20 protein-coding genes and 2 tRNA genes are annotated in these 23795 nt (G+C 43.2%); 19 read left to right on the top strand and 3 right to left on the bottom strand.

Annotated elements, in window-relative coordinates; translation table 11 throughout:
* The first annotated feature begins 6 nt into the window (after window positions 1-6).
* Window positions 7-2325: a methyl-accepting chemotaxis protein gene (locus FM038_RS18725; protein WP_142870543.1), complete on the top strand. Its 2319-nt coding sequence runs from the start codon at window positions 7-9 to the stop codon at window positions 2323-2325.
* 123 nt (window positions 2326-2448) lie between these two features.
* Here FM038_RS18725 and FM038_RS18720 read toward each other — a convergent pair whose 3' ends face one another.
* Entirely contained in the window at window positions 2449-3102 is a 654-nt protein-coding gene (locus FM038_RS18720; RefSeq protein ID WP_223292902.1) for a TorF family putative porin, read from the bottom strand.
* A 382-nt stretch (window positions 3103-3484) separates the two neighbouring features.
* Here FM038_RS18720 and greA point away from each other — a divergent pair, with 382 nt between their 5' ends.
* The 4 genes from greA (at window position 3485) to secF (ending at window position 7483) form a co-directional block, all read left to right on the top strand.
* A complete protein-coding gene (gene greA / locus FM038_RS18715) occupies window positions 3485-3961 on the top strand; it encodes a transcription elongation factor GreA (protein WP_142870541.1) in 477 nt (158 codons plus the stop codon).
* A 146-nt stretch (window positions 3962-4107) separates the two neighbouring features.
* Window positions 4108-4605 carry a hypothetical protein gene (locus FM038_RS18710; RefSeq protein WP_142870540.1) on the top strand — a complete coding sequence of 166 codons (498 nt, stop codon included), beginning with the start codon at window positions 4108-4110 and terminating at the stop codon, window positions 4603-4605.
* Window positions 4606-4737: 132 nt separating this feature from the next.
* Window positions 4738-6552 carry a protein translocase subunit SecD gene (secD, locus tag FM038_RS18705; RefSeq protein ID WP_142870539.1) on the top strand — a complete coding sequence of 605 codons (1815 nt, stop codon included), beginning with the start codon at window positions 4738-4740 and terminating at the stop codon, window positions 6550-6552.
* 1 nt (window position 6553) lies between these two features.
* A complete protein-coding gene (secF, locus tag FM038_RS18700; RefSeq protein ID WP_195873119.1) occupies window positions 6554-7483 on the top strand; it encodes a protein translocase subunit SecF in 930 nt (309 codons plus the stop codon).
* 113 nt (window positions 7484-7596) lie between these two features.
* Here secF and yhbY read toward each other — a convergent pair whose 3' ends face one another.
* A complete protein-coding gene (yhbY, locus tag FM038_RS18695; protein ID WP_142870538.1) occupies window positions 7597-7896 on the bottom strand; it encodes a ribosome assembly RNA-binding protein YhbY in 300 nt (99 codons plus the stop codon).
* A gap of 91 nt (window positions 7897-7987) precedes the next feature.
* Between yhbY and rlmE the strand changes: the two genes are divergently transcribed.
* The 14 genes from rlmE (at window position 7988) to rpsO (ending at window position 21483) form a co-directional block, all read left to right on the top strand.
* On the top strand, window positions 7988-8617 hold the full coding sequence (rlmE, locus tag FM038_RS18690; RefSeq protein ID WP_142870537.1) for a 23S rRNA (uridine(2552)-2'-O)-methyltransferase RlmE: 630 nt from the start codon (window positions 7988-7990) through the stop codon (window positions 8615-8617).
* A gap of 54 nt (window positions 8618-8671) precedes the next feature.
* Entirely contained in the window at window positions 8672-10642 is a 1971-nt protein-coding gene (gene ftsH, locus FM038_RS18685) for an ATP-dependent zinc metalloprotease FtsH (RefSeq protein ID WP_185965662.1), read from the top strand.
* Between the two features lie 104 nt (window positions 10643-10746).
* On the top strand, window positions 10747-11589 hold the full coding sequence (folP, locus tag FM038_RS18680) for a dihydropteroate synthase (RefSeq protein WP_142870535.1): 843 nt from the start codon (window positions 10747-10749) through the stop codon (window positions 11587-11589).
* Window positions 11590-11725: 136 nt separating this feature from the next.
* Entirely contained in the window at window positions 11726-13057 is a 1332-nt protein-coding gene (gene glmM / locus FM038_RS18675; protein ID WP_142870534.1) for a phosphoglucosamine mutase, read from the top strand.
* A gap of 191 nt (window positions 13058-13248) precedes the next feature.
* Window positions 13249-14031: a triose-phosphate isomerase gene (gene tpiA, locus FM038_RS18670; RefSeq protein WP_142870533.1), complete on the top strand. Its 783-nt coding sequence runs from the start codon at window positions 13249-13251 to the stop codon at window positions 14029-14031.
* 1 nt (window position 14032) lies between these two features.
* Window positions 14033-14377, top strand: a complete 345-nt coding sequence (secG, locus tag FM038_RS18665) for a preprotein translocase subunit SecG (RefSeq protein ID WP_142870532.1) — start codon at window positions 14033-14035, stop codon at window positions 14375-14377.
* A 149-nt stretch (window positions 14378-14526) separates the two neighbouring features.
* Window positions 14527-14613 (top strand) — tRNA-Leu (locus tag FM038_RS18660).
* Between the two features lie 91 nt (window positions 14614-14704).
* Window positions 14705-14781, top strand: a tRNA-Met gene (locus FM038_RS18655).
* A gap of 163 nt (window positions 14782-14944) precedes the next feature.
* The gene (gene rimP, locus FM038_RS18650) at window positions 14945-15400 is read left to right on the top strand and encodes a ribosome maturation factor RimP (protein WP_142870531.1); all 456 of its coding nucleotides are present in this window, start codon (window positions 14945-14947) and stop codon (window positions 15398-15400) included.
* A 28-nt stretch (window positions 15401-15428) separates the two neighbouring features.
* Window positions 15429-16928, top strand: a complete 1500-nt coding sequence (nusA, locus tag FM038_RS18645) for a transcription termination factor NusA (RefSeq protein ID WP_142870530.1) — start codon at window positions 15429-15431, stop codon at window positions 16926-16928.
* Between the two features lie 26 nt (window positions 16929-16954).
* Entirely contained in the window at window positions 16955-19633 is a 2679-nt protein-coding gene (gene infB, locus FM038_RS18640; protein WP_142870529.1) for a translation initiation factor IF-2, read from the top strand.
* A 74-nt stretch (window positions 19634-19707) separates the two neighbouring features.
* On the top strand, window positions 19708-20130 hold the full coding sequence (gene rbfA / locus FM038_RS18635) for a 30S ribosome-binding factor RbfA (RefSeq protein WP_142870528.1): 423 nt from the start codon (window positions 19708-19710) through the stop codon (window positions 20128-20130).
* The gene (truB, locus tag FM038_RS18630) at window positions 20130-21074 is read left to right on the top strand and encodes a tRNA pseudouridine(55) synthase TruB (RefSeq protein WP_142870527.1); all 945 of its coding nucleotides are present in this window, start codon (window positions 20130-20132) and stop codon (window positions 21072-21074) included. Before rbfA ends, truB begins: the two co-directional genes overlap by 1 nt.
* Before the next feature lie 139 nt (window positions 21075-21213).
* A complete protein-coding gene (gene rpsO, locus FM038_RS18625; protein WP_142870526.1) occupies window positions 21214-21483 on the top strand; it encodes a 30S ribosomal protein S15 in 270 nt (89 codons plus the stop codon).
* A gap of 115 nt (window positions 21484-21598) precedes the next feature.
* Here rpsO and FM038_RS18620 read toward each other — a convergent pair whose 3' ends face one another.
* Window positions 21599-23632, bottom strand: coding sequence for a putative bifunctional diguanylate cyclase/phosphodiesterase (locus FM038_RS18620; RefSeq protein ID WP_142870525.1), 2034 nt, complete (start codon window positions 23630-23632; stop codon window positions 21599-21601).
* Window positions 23633-23795: the final 163 nt, after the last annotated feature.

Below are 23795 nucleotides of genomic sequence, written 5' to 3'. Positions count from 1 at the left end.
CGGCTCATGAAAATTTCCAGCAAAATCGTGTTGGCTTCGGTGTTGTTATCAGGGATTGGCATTTTTACAGCAGGATCGCTGGTTGGTTGGAAGTCTTCTTCTATTGCATCGGTTGCATTAGAGAAGAGGGCATTTGAGCAGCTTGTAGCTATTCGAGAAATTCAAAAATCTCAGGTAGAAAGGTATTTCTCAACAATTGAGAAAGAGATGATCACCTTGTCTAACGACGAGATGGTGATCGATGTGATGCATCATCTGCCTCAAGAGTTTTTCGATTATGCTCAGCAGACCAGCATGAGAGATGATTCAGCCTTGAAGCGTTATTACACCAATGAATTCGATAAGCAATACCGTAATCAGAATCCATCGGCCACAGGCAGTGCAACGAGTAAACTCTCGTTGCTAAATCGAAATACTAAAGCCATTCAACATGCCTACATTAGTGGTAATTCTAATCCTCTTGGCAGTAAAAACTCTTTAGAGTTTGCTAACGATGGGACTCCCTATAGTAAGACTCATAAAAAGTATCATCCACATTTTAATCAATATCTCGAAGCATTTGGATTTTATGATATTTTTCTCATCGAGCCTGAGTCAGGTTTCGTGGTCTATTCAGTATTTAAAGAGCTAGATTTTGCGACATCACTATTAGATGGTCCTTATAAAAACACAGGGCTTGCTGAAGCATATCGCTTGGCGAGTCAAACTACAGATAAAAATGCCACTTTCTTGGTCGATTTCAAGCCCTATTTCCCCTCCTATGAAGCCGCTGCTGCATTTATCTCTTCCCCTGTGTTCTCCGGTGAGGGGGAAAAGTTGGGCGTGTTAGTGTTTCAGATGCCAATCGATGAGATTAATAGTTTAATGACCTATGATCAAGAATGGTCCAAAGTCGGGCTTGGGAGTTCTGGTGAAACCTATCTAGTGGGTGATGATCACTTGCTTCGTAGTCAGAGCCGATTCTTACATGATGATAAGAAAGGCTATATTAAGGCACTCAGAGCTTCGGGTATGAACGCGAGTGTGGTGGACAAGATTGAGGCCAGTGGCTCGGCTATCGGTTATCAAACGGTCGAGAGTGAGGGGGCTCGACTGGCATTATCTGGACAGTCTGGAATTAAAAATATCATGGATTATCGTAATGTAGAGGTATTGTCGGCATTTGCGCCATTGGAAATTCCTGGGGTTAAATGGGTCATATTGAGTGAAATCGATGTCGCCGAGGCAATGCAGGACAAAGAGGATATGCTCTCGGCTATCTGGTTGACTATCAGTGTCATCATGTTGATCTTAATTCCTATTACTCTAATAGCAGGCTTCATGGTCGGTCGGGGAATATCTAATCCAATCAATGATTTTATCGCTCAGGTTAATCGAGTCACTCAGAATAAAGACCTCACCACCCGGATCGATTACCAAGGTAAAGATGAGCTGTTTTCTTTGGCAAGCTCATTCAATCAGTTGCTGCAGGAGTTACAGGGTATTCTCAATAGTGTCGAGGAGTTGGCGGCGACTCTGCTGCAGTCGACGAGTAAGATGATGAATGACATTCAGGAAACGACAGACCAAACGATGCAGCAATCCAACAGTGCAGATAGTGTGGCGGTGGCGACAAACCAGCTATTAGCGACAATCCAAGAGGTGGCGCGCAATGCTGCTGGTGCCGCTGACTCAGTGCGTGAAACCAATGATAAGTGCTTGGAGAGTACCCAAGGTGCCGAGCGTCTGGAGCATGATATGGCGGAGCTAAACGCACAAATGGCTTCGGCATCAGAATCCATAGAAAAATTGGCTCATGAGAGTGAATCAATAGGTTCAGTGCTAGATGTCATTCAGGCTATTGCCGAGCAGACTAATTTATTGGCACTTAATGCGGCCATCGAAGCGGCTAGGGCGGGCGAGCAGGGAAGGGGGTTTGCGGTTGTCGCCGATGAAGTGAGGACATTAGCATCTCGTACTCAGCAATCTACTGAAGATATCCGAGAAAAAATTAATTCGCTGCAGCATGAAACTGAAATAACCGTCAAGATGGTGACCTCGTCTAACGAGATGGCCAATGCCAGTATCGGTACCTGTGAAGAAAACAGAAATATATTGTCCGAAGTGGTGGCGCTTGTTTCTCAGCTCAGTGATATGAATATGCAGATTGCGACGGCATCCGAGCAGCAGAGCGCAGTGGTTGGTGATATAAATCAGAACATTACAGAGATTGCCGATACTTCTCTAAAAATATCGAGCAAGGCAGAACTTAGCAAGGATGATGTCGAAAAATTGAGTGGGCTAGTGACTAATCTAGAAGAGAAAATGAGTGAATTTAAGCTTTAGCACAGAGCGTCTCTATCGGGCTTATGAGATTAAGGTTTAGTCTTATTTGAAAGTGTTTAATTGGAAAAGAGTGTAATTAAATAGAGGCCCGATTTGGGCCTCTATTTTGTTCACCTATACCGATCATAGATCTATTTCATAGGTATAAGAAACAATAACCTTGTAATCGTCATCTATCTCATCCTCGCTCACCTGACTGACTAAGAAGCTAAAACCATTTTTACTTAGGCTTACGTTATAATCTTGATAATCGAGTCCATCGTTGAAATCATAACTACCGAAATGGAGTCCAAGTTCTGCATCACCTAAAATTTCAAAGGCTACATTTGCCTCAACATAGATGTCATCACCAAAATCTGATGACCAATCAGAATGTGCCGTCGTAGAAACCCCGATAGAGAGAATGCTCCAGCCTACGGAGGCGTATGCTTCGCCAAAATTGAGGTCTTCACCATCCGGGTAGCCATAATAGACATAGCCTAAGTCGTAGCTAAATTCACCGACTTGGTTACCGAAACCTAAGTAGAGATCGAGTTCAGTGGTTGCCTCATCACCAAAGTCGACATTTGAAGCCCAAGTACCGATATAAATACCATTGTCGATTGCGTAATCAATGCCGCCAGAGACGGCTGGTTTGTCATCAGTTTGAGTGACGCCTCGCCAGATGTAGTTGTTAGTGACCCCTATGTTAGCCGATAAGCCTTCTGTCGATAATGCTGGGGGGGCAAAGCTAAGTGTTGAACATATAGCAATTGCATATCCAATGTGATGTTTCATATTCATTCCCTATTTTGTATTTAGTGCTTATTTGTATTTATAAGCTTGTTCGATTCCAATGGCTGGAAGTCGATAGATAGATAAATCGAAATTGTATGGTTTGGATAGAACACCTGAAGTGTAGTGTAGATTTAACTTATTGCTAATTAAGGACAATTAGTTTTGTACCACCAGGGTAGAACGGCACTTTTGATTTCTTCTCTACCATTAAAATTAACTAATACTGAAAATAAAATGTAGATAGCAAGCGCAGATAGAAGACAGTGGGATAGCATCTGATGCGATCAACGTATAGAATGTGACAATTCCAAATGTACTTTACTGTGTTGGCCATTGACGCCGACAGAGACTGCTTTTGTTTTAAAGGAGACGAAAGAGGATTATGAATAAGGTTCCAATGACCGTTGTCGGTGCTGAGCAGCTGCGCAAAGAGCTAGACTACTTAAAGTTTGAAAAGCGTCCTAAAATTGCTGAAGCAATAGGTATAGCGAGAGAACTTGGCGATCTTAAAGAGAATGCCGAGTACCATGCTGCACGTGAAGAACAGGGTTTATCTGAAGCGAGAATTCGTTACATTGAGGGGAATTTGTCTAACGTCCAAATTATCGATGTGACCAAGATGGAAAATACTGGCCGTATTATTTTTGGTACTACAGTGACTATTTTGAACGTTGAGACGGAAGAAGAGGTTACTTACCGAATTGTTGGTGAGGATGAAGCTAACATCAAAGAGAATCTTATCTCTGTGACCTCACCGATTGCACGTGGTTTAGTCGGCAAGAACCTTGACGATGAAGTTAATATTCAGACTCCTGGTGGTATTACTGAGTATGAAATCATTGCAGTGAAATACATTTAAGCTATAAACACTTGCAAAAAAAACCGCTATTTAGCGGTTTTTTTGTATTCGTTTATTATTTTTAACATGATGAAAATTTAATTTGTGTCCTTGTGTGACAGTCTTTAAACTAAATGACTTGTCAATTTATCTATGAAAGGCATTTGGTGTTAGCTTATTTACGTTTCGGATTAATCTTGTTTTTCATTGGGGGGATATTTAGCTCTCCTGTGTCTGCGAGCTTTTCAGATGGCGTAAAAGTTAGTCAAAGCAAAGTTAATCACACAGTTCAAGATGCTCAAAGCGACACAAGGAGCGTCGAACGATTAATTTCATTGGCTACTTCGCCTCAAGCTGAATCAGATAGTCGTGGTTTAAAACAGACTACATTTTCTGCTCAAGATAGCGACATCCCTAAGTTTGTTCCGCTTATCCCTCAGCGTTTAATCAGCTTTGCTCACCACGAACAGCTTAATCGTAAGCCTGACTATCGTCTTGCTTTTGAATTTACAGCACCACTTAGCCCTTCATTTGCAATAGGCTATCGAATTGATTTTGCATCGACACTCAATTGGGCACTGCAAGTCAATCAAAATACCAATCGACTTTCTGGTTGGAAAGAATCAAATCTGCTCTATCGCTTTTCTCAAACACGCTCTGCTTAGCTAAGACTTTCTACCAGGTTATCTGGTCAATTTTCCTTTCTATTAAACAGATATTCATTCTATTAACGGATGAAGTTTGCTGTTCTATCTGTGGGGAAAAGAAATTTTTCAGCATTAAAAATAGAGTTAACAATGAGAAAACAAGCAAACAATAAGCAATTAAATCGCTATTCGGCATGGAAGTATATTGTCCTAGTCGTGACATTTATCATCATGGCATTTAGTGCATTACCCACCTTGTATGGCGAAGATGCTGCAATTCAAATAGGTGCTAGTGCGGGCTTGAGCCTGACATCACAACAGTTACATCAGGTGCTAACTGAGCGTGGGATTGACGTTAAAGCTATCGAACAAAATGAAGATAAAACCTTAGTTATTCTCAATGACAAGAATCAACAAAATCAAGCTAAGGCTCTCTTACTGGAAAATGTCGAGGATGGCGCTAAGTTGACTCTGACATTATCAGCGGCAGCGCCAGATTGGTTGCTATCTTTGGGAGTAAAACCGATCAAACTCGGTTTAGATTTACGTGGTGGTGTGCAATTTTTACTGGATGTCGAAATTGAACCAGTATATCAACTTCAGTATGACGCTTTTATCGACGGGGTTAGACAGTTTGCTCGGCAGCAAAAAATGACCGGTATAACCGTTCGGCAAAACTCAGATTTAAATGTGGTCATAACTCCATCAGAGGGAGCTGATAAAGACATCATTAGCGAGTTTATCGCGACAAATTACCCAAGCTGGCAGGTATCGAATTTAGATAATTCAGGATTGAAAGCTGATATTCGGTCTGATGAGAAGGTTAAAATCAGAGATGTGACGGTGAAACAAAACTTACAGATCATGCGTACCCGGATTGAGGAGTTAGGGATCACTGAGGCGGTAGTTCAGCGTCAAGGGGAGCATAGGATCCGCATCGAATTACCGGGTGTTCAAGATCCTGCGTTAGCTAAAAACGTCATAGGTGCAACAGCCAGCTTAGCTTTTTATGAAGTAAAATCTCCTGGTTCAATTAACGCTAAGATACTCAAGGGGCCTTCTGAATCTCCTGTTTATGTGGCCAGAAGGCCGGTGTTAGGTGGTGAGCACATCATTGATGCTAGAGCCGGATTAGGTGAGATGGGACTGCCCGAAGTTGTTATCCACCTCGATAGAGCGGGAGGAAGAATGATGTCTGACTTTTCGCGCGACAATATTGGGCAGCCAATGGCGACCTCATACAGTGAATACACTCGGGATACAAAGGGCAAGGTACGCCAAACGACTGAAGTTATCAGTGTTGCCACGATTCAATCTCAATTAGGGGATAGATTCAGTATTACGGGGGCTGGAGATTATGCCGAGGCGCAGCAATTAGCCTTATTACTTCGAGCTGGCTCTATGACTGCACCCGTTACTATTGTGGAAGAACGAACCATAGGCCCGAGTTTAGGGGCTGAGAATATTACCAATGGTTTTTCTGCATTGGCTTTAGGCATGGCAATGACATTGGTGTTTATGGGGTTATGGTATCGCCGCTTGGGCTGGGTGGCGAATGTGGCTTTGATTGCCAATATGGTCATTTTGTTTGGACTATTGGCGTTAATTCCTGGGGCTGTACTCACTTTACCCGGGATAGCGGGCCTAGTACTCACAGTTGGTATGGCTGTGGACACTAATGTGCTCATTTTCGAGCGAATTAGGGATAAGTTAGCGGAGGGAAGGGGCTTTGCCCATGCTATCGACAAAGGATTTGATAGTGCGGTCACGACGATCTTCGATGCTAACTTTACCACCATGATCACGGCTGTAGTGCTCTATTCTATCGGTAATGGTCCTATTCAAGGTTTTGCTTTGACTTTAGGGCTGGGCCTACTCACTAGTATGTTTACAGGTATTTTTGCTTCAAGAGCAATCATTAATTTGGTTTATGGACATAATTTTAGTCGCGAAGTGAAGGTGTAATATGACATTTTTAAATTTTAGAAATCTCCCTGCAAATAGAGTGACTCTGTGCCGTTATATTTCGAGTATTGTATCTATAATTCTAATGGTTATCTCTTTAATGGTGATTTCTGTTAATGGCTTTAATTGGGGTTTAGACTTTACTGGTGGTGTCGTCAGTGAAATTCGTCTCGACAGTAGCATTAATTCTTCACAAATTGAGCAATTATTAGAAGGGAAATCACATCAGGAAGTGAGTGTTATTTCCGCGGGTGAGCCAGGGCGTTGGGTTTTGAGATACAGTCAGACTGATACCGAGTCTAGTACGACGATGAATATGCTAGATGTTCAACAGGTATTGGCGCCATTGAATAGTGATCTCGAGGTGCTTAACACCAGCATTGTCGGGCCTCAAATTGGCCAGGAACTTGCTGAGCAGGGTGGGCTAGCGCTGTTTGTTGCTATGCTATGTATCTTGGGATATCTGAGTTTTCGGTTTGAGTGGCGCCTCGCCAGTGGAGCATTGTTCGCATTGATTCATGATGTGGTATTTGTATTAGCATTTTTTTCGTTAACACAAATAGAAGTTAACCTGACGGTACTTGCCGCGGTATTAGCCATATTAGGCTATTCACTCAATGATTCTATTATTATTGCAGATAGAATTAGAGAGTTACTCACTCTTAAACCCAAAATGCCGATCAGTGATGTGTGTACACGTGCCGTTAAAGCAACCTTTTCTCGTACTTTAGTGACCAGTGGAACAACCTTAATGACGGTGAGTGCTCTGTGGATCATGGGAGGGGGGCCGCTGGAGAGTTTTTCAATTGCCATGTTTATTGGCATCTTGACGGGTACCTGGTCTTCAATTTCAATAGGAACTTGTTTGCCTGAAGTGCTTGGAATTAACGCTGAGCACTATAAGGCAGTTCCAGTAAACGACACACCATAAACAGGTATAAGTAATAAAAAAGCGGAGCCACTGAAAAATCAGTGGCTCCGCTTTTATTAAAGGTTTTTCTATCTCACTGCTAAGTTAGATAGAAAATGGCCGTTCAAAAATGATTACTTAGCTTTCGGAATCGCTATTTTCATCTCTTCTGATTGACGGAATAGTACTAAAACATGACCAATTAGCTGTACTTTTACAGCTTGAGTTTCACGAATGATGGCGTCAACAATTGCATTTTTTAGCTCTCTGTCTCCAGAGGCAACCTTCACTTTGATCAGTTCGTGATATGTGAGTGCATTATCTATTTCCGCCAGTACACCTTCAGTCAGGCCATTGGCACCAAGCATCACTACGGGCTTCAAATCGTGCGCTAAGCCTTTTAAGTGCTGTTTTTGTTTGGTTGTTAAATTCATTTATACCAACTTTATGCTGAGTTACTGTTGAAAAGCCGCTATTCTACCCTTATATATGGATTATGTAACTCTCATTTGTTGCGGATTTTGAATGTCAGGAAAAAAAAGAACAGCGAGTTCCTCCCGCTGGATGCAAGAACATTTTGATGATCACTATGTTAAATTAGCTCAAAAACGAGGATTTCGTTCTCGTGCAGCGTTTAAGATGGAGGAGCTTCAAGAGAAAGATAAGTTAATTCGCCCGGGTATGACTGTGGTTGATTTAGGCGCAGCCCCTGGGGGCTGGTCTCAAGTCGCAGTTAAACTAGCAGGAGAAAAAGGTAAAGTCATAGCGTGTGATATTTTACCAATGGATCCGATAGTTGGTGTAGACTTTCTGCAAGGAGATTTTAGAGAGGAGAAAGTGCTCGATGCACTGCTGACTCGTGTAGGGGATGCTAAAGTCGATGTTGTATTGTCGGATATGGCGCCTAATATGAGTGGGACGGGTGGTGTCGATCAACCTCGCGCTATGTATTTAGTCGAGCTAGCCTTAGATATGTGTCATCAAGTTTTGGCACCTAATGGTTGTTTTGCTGTCAAAGTCTTTCAGGGGGAGGGTTTTGAAGAATACATGAAATCTGTTAAAGAAGCGTTTAAAACGGTTAAAACACGTAAGCCAGATTCTTCGCGAGCACGTTCGCGAGAAGTCTATCTTGTGGCGACTGGGTACAAGTTGTAGTACCCTAGCGTCAGTTATCGCAAGACTGTATGAGGTCTAGTAATTTTGAGTGATATGGCAAAAAATTTAATTCTCTGGGTAGTCATCGCTGTAGTATTGATGTCTGTATTTCAGGGCTATTCCCCCTCTTCTTCCACAGCGTCGAAGATGGATTATTCCGCGTTCTTAGATGATGTTCGTAGTGGTCAGATAAACACTGTCGAAATCATGAGCGATCAACGTACGATTGAAGGTACTAAACGTACAGGGGAACAGTTCACGACTATCATGCCCATGTATGATCAGGATCTAATTAATGATCTCGATCGTAAAGGGGTAAGCATGAAGGGTCAGGAGGCTGAAGAGTCTGGGTTTTTGACTCAAATATTTATCTCTTGGTTCCCGATGTTATTGCTGATCGGAGTGTGGATATTCTTCATGCGTCAGATGCAAGGCGGTGGTGGCAAAGGCGCGATGTCATTTGGTAAGAGTAAAGCCAAATTGATGAGCGAAGACCAAATTAAAACGACTTTTGCTGACGTTGCTGGTTGTGACGAAGCGAAAGAAGACGTTAAAGAATTGGTTGATTACTTAAAAGAACCGACGCGTTTCCAAAAGTTAGGCGGTCGAATTCCTACTGGTGTTTTGTTAGTAGGTCCACCAGGTACCGGTAAAACGCTAATTGCTAAAGCCATTGCGGGTGAAGCTAAAGTCCCATTCTTTACTATTTCTGGTTCTGATTTTGTTGAAATGTTTGTTGGTGTTGGTGCATCTCGTGTGCGTGACATGTTTGAACAAGCTAAAAAGTCAGCACCTTGTATTATCTTTATCGATGAAATCGATGCCGTTGGTCGCCAACGTGGCGCTGGTGTCGGTGGTGGACATGATGAACGTGAACAAACACTGAACCAGTTGCTGGTTGAGATGGACGGTTTCGAAGGCAATGAAGGTGTTATCGTCATTGCTGCGACAAACAGACCAGATGTTCTTGATGCTGCGTTATTGCGTCCAGGTCGATTTGACCGCCAGGTAGTGGTTGGTTTACCGGATGTACGAGGACGTGAACAGATCCTTAAAGTACACATGCGTAAAGTGCCATTAGCCGATGATGTAAAAGCAAGCGTTATCGCTCGTGGTACACCAGGCTTCTCCGGTGCCGATTTGGCTAACCTAGTTAACGAGGCTGCTTTATTTGCGGCACGTGGTAGTCGTCGTGTCGTAGGCATGGAAGAGTTTGAAAGTGCAAAAGACAAAATCATGATGGGTGCAGAGCGCCGTACTATGGTTATGTCTGAAGAAGATAAAGAGATGACAGCCTATCACGAAGCTGGTCATGCGATTGTAGGTTGTCTCGTTCCTGAACACGATCCTGTACACAAGGTGACCATTATTCCTCGTGGTCGCGCGTTAGGTGTAACCTTCTTCTTACCTGAAGCTGATGCAATTAGTCAGAGTCGTCGTAAGTTAGAGAGCCAAATCTCAGTCGCTTACGGTGGACGTCTTGCTGAAGAGATTATTTATGGTCGTGAAAGAGTATCTACTGGTGCGTCACAAGACATCAAGTATGCCACATCGATTGCTCGTAACATGGTGACTCAGTGGGGCTTCTCTGAAAAGTTAGGTCCAGTGCTCTATGCTGAAGATGAGAATGAAGTTTTCTTAGGACGTAGCATGGGTAAGACTCAGCATATGTCCGATGAAACGGCTAGTCTAATCGATGCTGAAGTCAAAATGCTTATCGATAATAACTATGAACGTGCCCAGACATTCCTCAATGACAATATGGATATTCTTCATGCGATGAAAGATGCATTGATGAAATATGAAACCATAGATTCAAACATGATTGAAGACTTGATGGAACGTCGTGAAGTTCGTGCTCCAGCAGATTGGAATATGGATGATAACGGCTCAAGCAATGATGATAAAGGTAATGCAACTAAGTCAGAAAGTTCAGAAGAAAGTGCTGAAGAAAGCACAGAAACCGAGCAAAAAGCAGACGTTGATACCGATATTAAAGATGCAGACGAATCACCAGCTAAGTAATTACATCAATTGAAGTAAAGAAAACCCCGTTATGGGGTTTTCTTGTTTACGTGAATTGATAATTTTATTATTTCAATCAACGTGAACTTTCTAATGGAGTTTATGTGTTTCAAATTTGCAGTGGACAGAGAACTCTGGAATTAACTTCACCTGTGGTGATGGGCATTCTAAATGTGACACCAGATTCATTCTCTGATGGTGGTCAATTTTCTAGCTTTGACCTAGCTTGTCAACATGCAGACGCTATGGTTGAGCAGGGCGCCAAGATCATTGATATCGGAGGTGAATCTACAAGGCCTGGTGCAGCCGATGTGACACTTACAGATGAACTCAATAGAGTGATCCCTTTAATTCAATATGTAGCAAGCCATCACGATGTTTGGATATCAATCGATACCAGCAAGCCCAAAGTCATGGAGCAGGCCATCCTTGCTGGCGCACATATGATTAATGATGTGAGAGCGTTACAAGAACCAGATGCGGTAGAAGTGGCTGCTAAGTTAAATGTTCCTGTGTGCTTAATGCATATGCAAGGGCGGCCTAGAACGATGCAGCATGCGCCAGAGTATCAAGATGTTATTGGTGATATTGCGGTATTCTTTGAGCAAAGACTTGCATCGTGTTTAAAAGCTGGCATTAAACGAGAACATATTTTACTTGATCCCGGTTTTGGCTTCGGTAAAACGTTAGTGCATAATTATGAGATACTTAACCGATTAGCAGAGCTTAAGGCTTTAGAACTACCCTTACTCATTGGTCTATCGAGAAAGTCTATGATGGGAAGCTTATTAAACCGTGCCCCCCAAGAACGTCTTGCTGGAAGTCTCGCCGGTGCAATACTCGCTGCGCAGCAAGGAGCGAATATACTCAGGGTGCACGATGTCGCTGAAACGGTCGATATTTTGAAAGTGATGTCAGCTACAGAAGAGTTCAATCAATTGGCTTAACGTAAACCGTTTAGTAAATAACAAATAACAAATAGCTAAGCTGCCATATAAGAATTATTCAGCTTATGTCATGGAAGCGGCTTGTAATCTAGTACAAAATTTTATCCTCAGAACAGGATAATTTATGGGGTATGAAGTGAGAAAATTTTTCGGAACTGACGGTATTCGAGGCAAAGTCGGCGCAGGTAAAATGACGCCAGAATTGGCACTAAAACTTGGATGGGCCGCGGGACGGGTCCTATCAAGAAGCGGAACTAAAAAAGTCATTATTGGTAAAGATACACGGATATCTGGCTATCTATTTGAGTCAGCAATGGAGGCCGGCTTATCAGCTGCAGGTCTGAATGTTATGTTGCTAGGGCCTATGCCTACACCCGCAGTCGCTTATTTGACTCGAACATTTAGGGCCGAAGCGGGAGTGGTTATCAGTGCTTCCCATAACCCATATTATGATAATGGTATCAAATTCTTCTCCACTGATGGCAGTAAGCTTGATGATGCCATCGAGTTGGAGATAGAAAAAGAGTTAGATAAGCCACTGACCTGTGTTGAGTCACACCTTTTAGGTAAAGTGTCACGTATTGACGATGCCCCTGGCCGATATATCGAATACTGTAAGGGTAATTTCCCTGCCGATCAGACGCTTCATGGTTTAAAGATAGTGGTTGATTGTGCCCATGGCGCTACCTATCATATTGCACCCAATGTCTTTCGTGAATTGGGCGCCGATGTGATTGCTATTGGCGATAAACCTGATGGGTTAAATATTAATCACGAGGTCGGCGCGACCTCTATGGCTAAAATCTGTGAAACGGTAATAGCTGAAGGGGCCGATCTCGGTATTGCCCTGGATGGTGACGGTGACCGTATCATGATGGTTGATCGTTATGGCCGAGTGATTGACGGTGATGAAATACTTTATATTTTGGCGTGTGATGCTAAATCAAGAGGCGTGCTTCAGGGTGGCGTAGTCGGCACCTTAATGTCTAATTTAGGGCTTGAATTGGCTTTAACTGATCTGGATATTCCCTTCCTGCGTTCCAAAGTGGGCGACCGTTACGTGATGCAGCTATTAAAAGAGAATAACTGGCGCATAGGCGGTGAGAATTCGGGTCATATTCTTAATTTAGACCATGGCACTACTGGTGACGGTATTGTGGCTGGGATCTTAGTATTGGCAGCGATGAGGAGAAGCAATGCGACCCTTGAAGAGCTGACTAAAAATATTAAGATGCTGCCACAGGTGTTAGTCAATGTTCGCTTTGAAGGCGAGCACAATCCACTCGAGTCCGAAGAGGTATTGGCTGCTCAACGTGAAGTTGAGAGTAAACTCGGTGAGCGTGGTCGAGTGTTACTGCGTAAATCTGGTACAGAGCCTCTGATTCGAGTCATGGTTGAAGGTGACGTTGAAGCCGATGTGTTAACTCATGCCAACTATATTGCCGATAAAGTTAGAAATTTAGTCTAGACATCATCGATGACCTGTATGGGCTTTATTCGTGGCTGATTCTTGCTCTACTGGCTGAGATTGTTTAATTAATGTGTCGTGGCGATTGAAAAAACAACGCTTCGACCATTAATCTAAAAAATTAGCGATTTAGCTATTGTAACTTAACAAGTGGTTCGCTATTATTCACGCCGCTTTCAGAGGAGATGGTAATGGCACTAAGACGTCCGATGGTCGCTGGTAATTGGAAAATGAATGGCAGTGCACAGCTTGCACAAGAGCTATTCAAGAAATTCGCTACCAAGCTGCAAAATGATTCAGCGGAAGTGGTGTTATGTCCACCGAGTATTTACCTTGAAAGCGTCAGGCAGGAACTAGATAGCAACAAAGAAGCCTTAAATGGTTGCTTAGTTAGAATGGGTGCACAGAACCTAAGTCAACATGACTTTGGTGCATACACCGGTGAAGTATCAGGTCAAATGCTAAAAGATTCAGGATGTCGATATGTTATTATCGGTCACTCCGAACGTCGCCGTATGTACGGAGAGACGAGTAATATAGTAGCAGAGAAATTTGCTGCAGCTCAGAAACATGGTTTGACTCCAATACTTTGTGTTGGTGAATCAGGTCCAGCTAGAGAAGCGAGAAGAACTTTTGAAGTCATCGCAGAAGAGCTAGATATTGTCATTCAAAAAAATGGCACCATGGCTTTTGATAACGCAATTATCGCTTACGAACCATTATGGGCAGTAGGGACGGGTAAGAGTGCTACGCCAGAGCAGGCGCAAGAAGTTCATGCGTTTATACGCAAGCGTCTCTCTGAAGTGTCTCCATATATTGGAGAAAATATCAGGATTTTGTACGGTGGAAGCGTAACACCAAGTAACGCAGCAGATTTATTTGCTCAACCTGATGTAGACGGTGGATTAATTGGCGGCGTAAGCTTAAATTCAACCGAGTTTTTAAGTTTATGTTCAATAGCGATGAGCGCATAATATGTATGAAGTTTTAATGGTTGTTTACTTGTTGGTTGCGATTGGCCTAGTAGGTCTAATCCTTATTCAACAAGGTAAAGGTGCTGACATGGGTGCCTCTTTTGGTGCAGGTGCTTCGGCTACTTTGTTTGGGTCATCGGGTGCAGGTAACTTTTTGACTCGTTCTACTGCAGTATTGGCAGTTGGTTTTTTTGCTCTTAGTCTTATCATTGGTAACCTAAGTGCTAACCATACTAAGTCTGAAGATGCATGGAATAATTTAGGTGCTGGTGCAGCGCAGGTGACTGAGCAAGTTACTGAAGACGCTAAGCAGCAAGAACCTACTGAAGACAAGATTCCTGACTAAGTAGTAAACTGTTTTATAAAGTTTATCTATTAGTCTCGCTGTTACTGTGCAGCCCTCTGATTAGTATTCTCAAGCTAATTGTATATAGAGGAAAAGCAGTCATCTCTCTTAAGATGTAAATTAAGACTCTTTATTTAAAAGATGCACATGCGGATGTGGTGGAATTGGTAGACACGCCAGCTTGAGGGGCTGGTGAGCGCAAGCTCGTGGGGGTTCAAGTCCCCCCATCCGCACCAAATTTGATTTCGTTTGAAATCAAAATAATGAAGTGTTTGATGCTTTATTATTGCAAGTATCGAGATTACTCAATATACTTGCAGCAGTTGACGCGGGGTGGAGCAGTTTGGTAGCTCGTCGGGCTCATAACCCGAAGGTCATCGGTTCAAATCCGGTCCCCGCAACCAGCTTCCCAATATTTAGTGTAATTTAGGCTAATATTGGTTACAGGTTTTAAATTCAACGACCTCGTTATTACGGGGTTTTTTGTTATCTGAAACTTATAAAATGCTGTTTATGCAGTGTTGTACTGGGGCTATTTAGCCCTTTTTTGTTTTTCGGGGGGTCACATTGGCTACTATAGAAAAAAGACTGGAAGAGATGCTCAAATCTCCAGTTGAGGCATTGGGTCACAGACTTTGGGGCTTGGAATATATTCAAGCCGGTAAGCACTCAACGTTAAGAGTGTATATCGATAATGACAAAGGCATTTTCATTGAAGATTGTGCTGAAAGCAGTCGACAGATCAGTGCTGTGCTCGATGTTGAGGATCCCATTTCAACCGAATACACATTAGAAGTTTCTTCTCCCGGTGTGGACAGACCGCTATTTACGGTTGAGCAATATGCTAGTTACATCGACGAGACAGTAAAAATTCAACTGACTATGCCTGTTGCAGGTAGTCGTAATTTAAAAGGGACCGTTACAGGGGTTGAGGGGCAGACGCTTACTCTTGCTGTAGATGGTAACGAATTGATTATTGCCTTGGATAATATCCGCAAAGGCAACTTAATCGCTAAGTTTTGATGGATTCAAAAATCAACGGGGCAAGAGGATGAATAAAGAGATTCTGCTAGTCGCTGAGGCGGTTTCAAATGAGAAAGGCGTTCCTCGCGAAAAGATTTTCGAAGCGCTGGAAATTGCTTTAGCTACGGCTACAAAGAAGAAACACGAAGGTGAGATCGAAGTTCGTGTCGAAATCGATCGTAAAACCGGCGGGTATGAAACTTTCCGTCGCTGGATGGTTGTTGAAGACACAGGTGAACCATTAGAAAATCCTTATGGCGAAATAACGCTAGAGGCTGCTCAGTACGAAGATCCTGAAATCCAGCTTGGCGATTATATCGAAGATGATATGGAGTCTGTTACTTTTGACCGTATTACGACTCAAACTGCTAAGCAGGTGATCGTTCAAAAGGTAAGAGAAGCCGAGCGTGCTCAAGTTGTTGAGCAGTTTCAGGATAAAGAAGGCGAGTTAATCACTGGCGTAGTCAAGAAAAGCAACCGTGAAAGCGTTGTTGTCGATCTTGGTAGTAATGCTGATGCGGTTCTATTTAAAGAAGACCTCATTGCGCGTGAAAACTTCCGCCCAGGTGATCGTGTTCGTGCTTTTCTATTTTCAGTACGTCCAGAAGCACGTGGTGCTCAGCTTTTCTTATCTCGTACTAGACCTGAAATGCTTATTGAGCTTTTCCGTGTTGAAGTACCGGAGATTGCTGATGAGATGATTGAGATCATGGGCGCAGCTCGTGACCCAGGCTCTCGCGCTAAGATTGCTGTTAAGTCAAACGACAAGCGAATTGATCCAATTGGTGCTTGTGTTGGTATGCGTGGTGCACGTGTACAGGCTGTTTCTAATGAACTTAATGGCGAGCGTGTTGATATCGTGCTTTGGGACGATAACCCAGCGCAATACGTTATTAACTGTATGGCCCCAGCTGATGTTGCTTCTATCATCGTTGATGAAGATACCCACTCAATGGATATCGCTGTCGAAGCCGACAGTTTAGCTCAAGCTATTGGCCGTAATGGACAGAACGTTCGTTTGGCCACCCAGTTATCTGGTTGGGAACTGAATGTGATGACGGTTGCAGATATGCAGGCTAAGCATCAGGCTGAAAGTGCAAAAGTTGTGAGTCTATTCGTTGAATATCTAGATATCGACGAAGATTTCGCTCAAATTCTGGCCGATGAAGGGTTTACATCGCTAGAAGAAGTTGCTTATGTTCCGGCAGCTGAATTGATGGACATAGATGGTTTCGATGAAGATACCGTCGAAGCATTGAGAGAGCGTGCTAAAGCGGCTATCTCGACCAGAGCGTTAGCAACGGAAGAAGCACTTGACGGTGCAGAGCCGAGTGAAGACTTGCTTGCTCTAGAAGGCCTTGAAAGACATTTGGCTTTCGTTTTCGCTAGCAAAGGCGTAATCACACTTGAAGATCTGGCCGAACAAGGCATAGATGATTTGATAGATATTGAAGAATTGACAGAAGATAAAGCTGGTGAGCTCATCATGGCAGCCCGCAATATCTGTTGGTTTGGCGACGAAGAATAACTCGCTCAACAGAGGGGATTGAACACATGACAGATACAACAGTAGAAAAACTGGCTGGTGAAGTAGGAAAAACTGCAGATCGATTAGTCGAGCAGTTTTCAGAAGCTGGCATTAAGAAAAATAAAGCAGACACGGTTTCAGAATCAGAGAAGCAACAGCTTCTTGAGTTTTTAAAGAAACAACATGGCGGAGATGCTACTCCGACTAAGATGACGCTACAGCGTAAATCTGTTTCTACTTTAAGTGTAGGCTCTGGCCGTGACACTAAAGACGTGAAAGTTGAAGTACGTAAAAAACGCACTTTTGTTAAACGTGATCCAGCAGCAGAAGCAGAAGCTGCTGCAGAAGCTGAAACTAAAGCGGTTGAGGCTGCCGAAGTTAAGGCTAAAGCAGACGCTGTAGCCAAAGTAGCTGCTGATGCCGCTGCGGCTGAGAAAGCGAAAGCTGCTGACGCTGTGAAAGAAAAAGCTAAATTATCTGCTGTAGAAAAAGCTAAGCCAGTTGTAGAAACTGCAGAAGAGAAAGCAGCTAAAGCTGAAGCTGATAAGTTACAAACTGCACAAGAGCAAGCCACAAAAGCGAAAGTCGATGGTGAAGCAAAAGCTGCTGCCGAAGAAGCTCGTAAGCTTGCAGAGGAAAACTCATCGCGTTGGGCTGAAGAAGAAAAGTCGCGTAAAGAGGCTGAGAAGACTGGTGATCATCATATCACCACTTCAACAGAAGCTCGCGCCGCTGAAGATACTGCGGATGCTAATGCTGAAAAGCGTGACCGTCGTCCACGTAAAGCACCGACTCCAGCGCCTGCTACTACAGGTAAAGGTAAGCGTCGTGGCGGTAGAGATACCCGCAATTCACGTAACAGCCGCGGTGGCCGTAATGCACGTAACAATCGTAGTGTTGCACCTGAGTCTATGGACCATGCATTCACTAAGCCTGTAGCCGTCGTAAAAACCGATGTGAGCATTGGTGAAACGGTTTCGGTTTCTGAATTGGCATCAAAAATGTCAATTAAAGCCACTGAAATCATCAAGGCGATGATGAAGATGGGCTCTATGGTTACTATCAACCAGGTACTTGACCAAGAAACTGCTCAGCTAGTCGCTGAAGAGATGGGTCATAAAGTTGTTCTTACTCGTGAAAACGAACTTGAGCATCAAGTACTTGCTGATCGTGACGCGAATATTGAAGCCGAGTCTCGTGCGCCAGTAGTGACTATCATGGGTCATGTTGACCATGGTAAGACATCGCTACTTGATCATATTAGAGCTGCAAAAGTAGCATCTGGTGAAGCGGGTGGTATTACCCAGCATATCGGTGCTTACCATGTTGAAACTGAAAATGGCATGATCACCTTCCTAGATACTCCTGGTCACGCTGCGTTTACCGCAATGCGAGCTCGTGGTGCTAAGGCAACTGATATCGTTATTTTGGTTGTTGCAGCCGATGATGGTGTTATGCCACAGACTATCGAAGCGATTCAACATGCCAAGGCCGGTAAAGTGCCTTTGATTGTTGCTGTTAACAAGATGGATAAGCCAGAAGCGGATCCTGAGCGTGTTAAGAGTGAACTTTCTCAACATGGCGTAATGTCCGAAGATTGGGGCGGAAACAACATGTTTGTTAACGTTTCAGCTAAGACTGGTCAAGGTATCGACGAATTACTAGAGGGTATTCTTCTTGAAGCTGAAGTCTTAGAGCTTAAAGCTATCAAACAGGGTATGGCTGCTGGTGTTGTTGTCGAGTCTAAGCTAGATAAAGGCCGTGGCCCAGTTGCTACTGTTCTAGTACAGGAAGGTACGCTTAAGCAGGGTGATATCGTTCTGTGTGGTCTTGAGTACGGTAAAGTTCGTGCCATGCGTGATGAGAATGGTATTGCAATTACTGAAGCTGGACCATCAATTCCTGTTGAGATCTTAGGTCTTTCAGGTGTGCCTTCAGCTGGTGATGAAGCAACGGTAGTTCGTGATGAGCGTAAGGCTCGTGAAGTTGCACTTTACCGTCAAGGTAAGTTCCGCGATATTAAACTTGCAAGACAGCAGAAAGCTAAGCTTGAGAACATGTTTGCTAACATGACCGAAGGTGAAGTAGAGGAACTTAATATCGTGCTTAAGGCCGATGTACAAGGTTCTCTTGAAGCGATTGCTGATTCATTGAATAAGCTATCAACTGATGAAGTTAAAGTTAACATCATCGCTCGTGGCGTAGGTGGACTCACTGAGACTGATGCGACCTTAGCAGCGGCTTCAAACGCAATCATGATCGGCTTTAACATTCGTGCCGATGCGCAGGCGCGTAAAGTTATCGATAGCGAAAGTGTAGATCTACGTTACTACAGCGTGATTTATAACTTGATTGACGAAGTTCGAAACGCGATGAGCGGTCTTCTTGCTCCTGAATATAAGCAGGTCATTCTTGGTCTTGCTGAAGTTCGTGATGTATTTAAGTCTCCTAAGATTGGCGCAATTGCTGGTTGTATGGTTACTGAAGGTACAATTAAGAAGAGTGCACCGATTCGTGTTCTACGTGAAAACATTGTTATCTACGAAGGTGAGCTTGAGTCTCTTCGTCGTTTCAAAGATGACGTTGCCGATGTTCGTAACGGTATGGAATGTGGTATCGGTGTGAAGAACTATAATGACGTCAGGGTTGGCGATCAGATTGAAGTCTTCGAAACCATCGAGATAGCTCGCTCCTTAGAAGAGTAAAGCGTAATAGGGCGGCGTTAGCCGCCCTTTTTGTTTATGCCTGCGTAAGCAGATAATTATTAAGGCCAACTATTATGGCAAAAGAATTTAGTCGTACACGTCGAATCGGTCAGCAACTCCAGCAAGAGCTTGCTCAAGTGTTACAACGTGATATGAAAGATCCACGTATCGGCATGGTGACAGTGAATGATGTTGAAGTTTCACGTGACTTAAGCTACGCCAGAGTATTTGTCACCTTCTTTGAAGAAGATGAAAAACTGATCGAAGAGAAAATTGAAGCATTAAGCACAGCTGCTGGCTATATTCGCTCTTTGGTTGCTGGCCGCATGAAGCTACGAGTGATGCCTGAACTTAGATTTATCTATGATGCATCATTGGTTGAAGGTATGCGCATGTCAAACCTAGTCACACGTGTGATTAGTGATGATGAAGCAAAACAGAAAGCTGCCGGTAATGACAAAGATAATGGTGACAAAGAGCAGGAAGGTGACGCTTAATGGGTCGTCGTCAACGTGGTCGTTTTATCGATGGCATTGTTCTTTTAGATAAAGACACAGGTATGAGCTCGAACTTCGCTCTACAAAGAGTCAAGCGACTTTTTGATGCCAATAAGGCCGGACATACTGGTGCGCTAGATCCGCTAGCCACGGGTATGCTGCCTATCTGTTTAGGTGAAGCAACTAAGTTCTCTCAGCACCTGCTAGATGCCGATAAACGCTATTTAGTGACTGCTAAGTTAGGTGTACGTACAGATACCAGCGACTCTGATGGGGAAGTGGTTCAAACTCGCCCAATGAATTTTACACAAGAGTTACTGATGGAGTCATTAGAGTATTTTCGTGGTGAAACCATGCAAGTACCTTCCATGTTCTCAGCATTAAAACATCAGGGGCAGCCGCTTTATAAGTATGCCCGTGAAGGTATCGAAGTGCCAAGAGAAGCTCGCCCTATCACAGTATTTGAGTTGAATTTTGTTTCACTTGAAGGTGATGAGCTGACCTTAGATATACATTGTTCTAAAGGCACCTATATCAGAACGATCACCGATGATCTTGGTGAAATGCTGGGCTGTGGTGCTCATGTCATTATGTTGAGACGTACTCAAGTTGCTGGCTACCCTTACGATAGGATGGTAAGCCTAGCGCAGCTCAATGAGATGGTAGAGCAAGCTGAAGCTGAAGAGCTAGATGCAAAGCCGATACTCGATGAGTTATTGCTGCCTATGGATACGGCTGTGACTAAGTTTAAAGAGATTAACATTCCTGAATCGGTCGAACCTTATTTAATGAATGGCAATCCAGTACAAGCCCCTAACACTGCTGATTTTAGTGATGGTGAGTTACTGCGGATCACTATTGGTGAGTCACATAAATTTGTTGGTATGGGTAGTATCAACGACGATGGCTTGTTAGCGCCTAAGCGTCTAATAGTTCAAAGATAACGTCTTTGGATGTTTATCTATAAGTATATTTGCTTTTTATGTTGCGTCTTTTACTCAGAATAGGTAAAATGCCGCGCTCACTTTAGCTGAGTTAGTGATCGGCTACAGATTTTTTTAATGCATTATTTGGAGAGACAAAATGTCACTAAATGCTGAACAAACTGCAAAAATCCTGGCTGAATTCGGTCGTTGTGAAAACGATACTGGTTCTTCTGAAGTACAGGTAGCTCTTTTGACTGCTCAGATTAACCATCTACAGGGCCATTTCAAAGAGCACATCCATGATCACCATTCACGTCGTGGTCTACTACGTATGGTTAGCACACGTCGTAAACTTCTTGCATACCTAAAGCGTACTGAAAATGTTCGTTACCAGGAACTAATCAAGAAGCTAGGTCTACGTCGTTAATTTTAACGATTAGATTTAGATAAAGGAGGCTTAGGCCTCCTTTTTTGTGTCTGTAAAAAAGAAGGGAGAAAGACGAGTACCTAGTACCTAGTACCTAGTACCTATGTCCTTGTAATCAAATCTGACTAATCCTTGCCGTTTGCGTCTTAATATACTTATCTTCAAACTCTTGTTGAGAGAGCGGTTTACTGAAATAAAACCCTTGTCCCATCTGACAGTTGTTAGCATTTAGCCAGGCAAGTTGTGCCTCGGTTTCTATGCCTTCCGCAACAATATTAAGGTTTAGCTGCTTACCTAGCATCAAAATAGTCGATGCAATGGCGCTCTCTTGCGGCAGATCTGTGACGAAACAGCGATCTATTTTCATTGTGGTAATAGGTAGATGACGTAAGTAGGACAGTGAAGAGTAGCCCGTTCCAAAATCATCTACCGCAATACCGAAACCAGCTGATTTGAGCTGCTGGAGTTTGGTGATTGCTTTTTCAATGTCATTCATTAAAGAGGTTTCAGTTATCTCTATCTCTAATAGCTCTGGTTTAATCTGATACCTTAGTGACAGCTGTTTAATATCAGGAACCAAGCTTGGGTCTTCAAATTGCTGCGAAGCCACATTGAGAGCGATTGGCATCGCATAGTTATATTTATTTTGCCACTCTTTAAGTGTCTTACAAGTTTGCTCTATGACCCAACGCCCAATTGGAATGATGATCCCGGTCTCTTCGGCAACGGGGATGAAAGACATAGGGCTGATCAATCGACCATCTTTTTGCCAACGAATGAGCGCTTCACAGGCGACAACTTTGCCAGTCTTGATATCGAACTTAGGTTGGAAGTGCAGAACAAATTCATTATTTTTAAGCGCGTCATGAAGCGAGGCTTCAGTGCGTAATCGAACTGCTGCACGTTCAGTCATCTGTTGTTTGAAGAAAGCCCACTGGTTTGACCCTGCCGCTTTTGCGCTATACATAGCAATATCCGAGTGACGGATCAGATCTTCAGCGGTCATGCCATCATCAGGGTAGATAGAGATCCCCACAGATGCTGCGGGATGGATAGTATGTTCGTTAAGTTGCATCGGCGTGTTGAGTTGAAAAAGTAGACGCTCAACAAAATCGGCAGCGAGATCGGGACTTTGGATCTCATCGGCAAGGATCACAAACTCATCGCCGCCTAATCGAGCGACCGTACCATTATCGCCGACTACACGTTCAAGCACTTGTGCGATACGAACGAGAAACTGATCGCCTATGGCGTGTCCTAGGGAGTCATTGACGTTCTTAAATCTGTCAAGATCGATAAAGAGCATACAAAATTGTTGCTTATGGACTCGGGCCCTTTGAATGGTAACCGCGATAGTTTCTAGCAGTAAAGTTCGATTAGGCAAGCCAGTCAAAGGGTCTCTGGTTGCCATTTTCCTCAGTTTGCTCTGTGTTTGACTAAATTGTATCAAAATTTGATTAAATTTAGAGGTTACCAAGCCTAGCTCATCATCCATATGTGCCTTAGAGACAGGCAATAAGTTTTCATCGGGTGATTCAGGATCAATTTTATCTATTGCTTCACTGATCTGTGCAATTGGACGGGTCAAAAAACGATGAAACACAATAGACAAGATTAGTGTGATTAACAAAGCACGGGTTAGTGTGCCGAGTAAACTAAATCTTAATTGAGAAAAAAGTGAATCAGTGAGTTCTTGGGTATCATAGAAGATAGTTAAAGTACCGATGAGGTGGAGTTTCTCATCTTCTTCAAAATACAGAGGGCGATATAGAGTGCGAGAGATCTCTCTAAGATCACCGAAGAGTTTTTTACTGAGCGGCTCAAATAGGTTTGGACTGGTTAACGGTGAGGCGACATTGACAAATGTCGAGCCATCGTCAAGTTCAATCACCGCTGAACCTACATGCTCAACTTTTAAAACACCTTCTAAGGTTTGCTTTGCCAAGTTGTCATCTAACGCCCATACGGCATTAGAGGCTGGCTGCTCGACAGAGTCGAGCAATTCAATTTGAGAGGCTTTTAGTTCATCTCGAGCCGAAGTACCAACAAGGGCGATCTCTACTATAAAAATGGCAATCGCGATGAATAATGCCGAAAATACGACGAGGCTAGTCTGTTTCCATGTAAGCGATTTAAATTTGGCAGTCATTAATTCATCCATTATCAGTGAACTGATACTAAAATATTCAGTTATTTAGGCATTCCATAACAAAATAATCCTGATAGTATTCACTTTAGAGAAAAGTTTCGGCTTTGTCATCAATCTGTGCCCTTTATCTATTGAATAGAGATGAAGTATACTTACGCGCGTA

The sequence above is a fragment of the Shewanella eurypsychrophilus genome (genome assembly GCF_007004545.3).
Lineage (GTDB): Bacteria > Pseudomonadota > Gammaproteobacteria > Enterobacterales > Shewanellaceae > Shewanella > Shewanella eurypsychrophilus.
The sequence above is the reverse complement of the archived record's forward strand: the minus strand, read 5'-3'. Positions and strand labels throughout refer to the sequence as shown.

What these genes read in the sequence shown, in the direction of transcription:
- FM038_RS18725 (WP_142870543.1), top strand. Translation starts at nt 7, where the DNA reads ATGAAAATTTCCAGCAAAATCGTGTTGGCTTCGGTGTTGTTATCAGGG.
- FM038_RS18720 (WP_223292902.1), bottom strand. Translation starts at nt 3,102, where the DNA reads ATGAAACATCACATTGGATATGCAATTGCTATATGTTCAACACTTAGC.
- greA (WP_142870541.1), top strand. Translation starts at nt 3,485, where the DNA reads ATGAATAAGGTTCCAATGACCGTTGTCGGTGCTGAGCAGCTGCGCAAA.
- secD (WP_142870539.1), top strand. Translation starts at nt 4,738, where the DNA reads ATGAGAAAACAAGCAAACAATAAGCAATTAAATCGCTATTCGGCATGG.
- secF (WP_195873119.1), top strand. Translation starts at nt 6,554, where the DNA reads ATGACATTTTTAAATTTTAGAAATCTCCCTGCAAATAGAGTGACTCTG.
- yhbY (WP_142870538.1), bottom strand. Translation starts at nt 7,896, where the DNA reads ATGAATTTAACAACCAAACAAAAACAGCACTTAAAAGGCTTAGCGCAC.
- rlmE (WP_142870537.1), top strand. Translation starts at nt 7,988, where the DNA reads ATGTCAGGAAAAAAAAGAACAGCGAGTTCCTCCCGCTGGATGCAAGAA.
- ftsH (WP_185965662.1), top strand. Translation starts at nt 8,672, where the DNA reads ATGGCAAAAAATTTAATTCTCTGGGTAGTCATCGCTGTAGTATTGATG.
- tpiA (WP_142870533.1), top strand. Translation starts at nt 13,249, where the DNA reads ATGGCACTAAGACGTCCGATGGTCGCTGGTAATTGGAAAATGAATGGC.
- secG (WP_142870532.1), top strand. Translation starts at nt 14,033, where the DNA reads ATGTATGAAGTTTTAATGGTTGTTTACTTGTTGGTTGCGATTGGCCTA.
- nusA (WP_142870530.1), top strand. Translation starts at nt 15,429, where the DNA reads ATGAATAAAGAGATTCTGCTAGTCGCTGAGGCGGTTTCAAATGAGAAA.
- infB (WP_142870529.1), top strand. Translation starts at nt 16,955, where the DNA reads ATGACAGATACAACAGTAGAAAAACTGGCTGGTGAAGTAGGAAAAACT.
- rbfA (WP_142870528.1), top strand. Translation starts at nt 19,708, where the DNA reads ATGGCAAAAGAATTTAGTCGTACACGTCGAATCGGTCAGCAACTCCAG.
- truB (WP_142870527.1), top strand. Translation starts at nt 20,130, where the DNA reads ATGGGTCGTCGTCAACGTGGTCGTTTTATCGATGGCATTGTTCTTTTA.
- rpsO (WP_142870526.1), top strand. Translation starts at nt 21,214, where the DNA reads ATGTCACTAAATGCTGAACAAACTGCAAAAATCCTGGCTGAATTCGGT.
- FM038_RS18620 (WP_142870525.1), bottom strand. Translation starts at nt 23,632, where the DNA reads ATGACTGCCAAATTTAAATCGCTTACATGGAAACAGACTAGCCTCGTC.